Origin of the sequence: Bartonella sp. AA56HLJMS, assembly GCF_042197145.1 — a bacterium.
Lineage (GTDB): Bacteria > Pseudomonadota > Alphaproteobacteria > Rhizobiales > Rhizobiaceae > Bartonella.
Map to the genome: position 1 here is coordinate 1 of NZ_JBHIRL010000102.1, position 712 is coordinate 712.

Below are 712 nucleotides of genomic sequence, written 5' to 3' on the forward strand. Positions count from 1 at the left end.
TGATAAATCCCCTGATGACGAGATAACAACTACTTGCTCTCCAACATCGCGTCCTTCATAAGAACGTGTTTTACCGGCGCGGGCTTGGGTATCTGGAATCCAGTCACTGACAAGATTGCCACTTTTTACCCGATAGCGTGCGTTTTTATGGTCGACATGGCTAATCTTCCCCACCACAACCATATTGGCCACACGTCTCTTTAGATCTGTGATTTCTTTATCGCGTCGCTCTAACATGTCCACCTTCAATTTTATGGTATTTGTCTTCGTTTCCCACACCTGTTTCGGGTTTAAAACCGACAAGGGGTTCAACAACTCTTGCGATTGCCTTTCCTTCATCAGGGCAGGGGATATTGGTGACGTAAGTCACCTCAAAGGTTAAAATTGCACCGTGGAGTGCTAGAGCGCCATTATCACCAAAGGCAAAAGCAATATTTTGCAGGCGGCATGTTTCAACTGTGTTGTTGAGATTGGGATTAGTGTAGAAAACCTCCTCAACTTCCCATGCTAATTGGTCAACAAAACGTGCGCCATCTTCACATGTTGCATAGCATTCAACATCTACTGTTAAAACACGCCGCCTTAAGCCAAAATCATGTCCATCTTCAATTGTTTCACTTTGTGTTAAGATATTAATAGCTGGCATTGCTTCAATAAATAAATTGAAGTCACGCATATTGAAAACATTGTCACCAGCTGCCGTCTTTGCTGC

2 protein-coding genes are annotated in these 712 nt (G+C 43.5%); both read right to left on the bottom strand.

Translation table 11 applies throughout. The features are described from left to right. The coding region (locus ACFINI_RS10090) for a phage baseplate assembly protein V (protein ID WP_375648055.1) at window positions 1-237 on the bottom strand (237 nt) is incomplete at its 3' end. Then, window positions 218-712: hypothetical protein (locus ACFINI_RS10095; RefSeq protein ID WP_375648056.1), on the bottom strand; the 495-nt coding region annotated here is incomplete at its 5' end. The genes ACFINI_RS10095 and ACFINI_RS10090, both read right to left, overlap by 20 nt.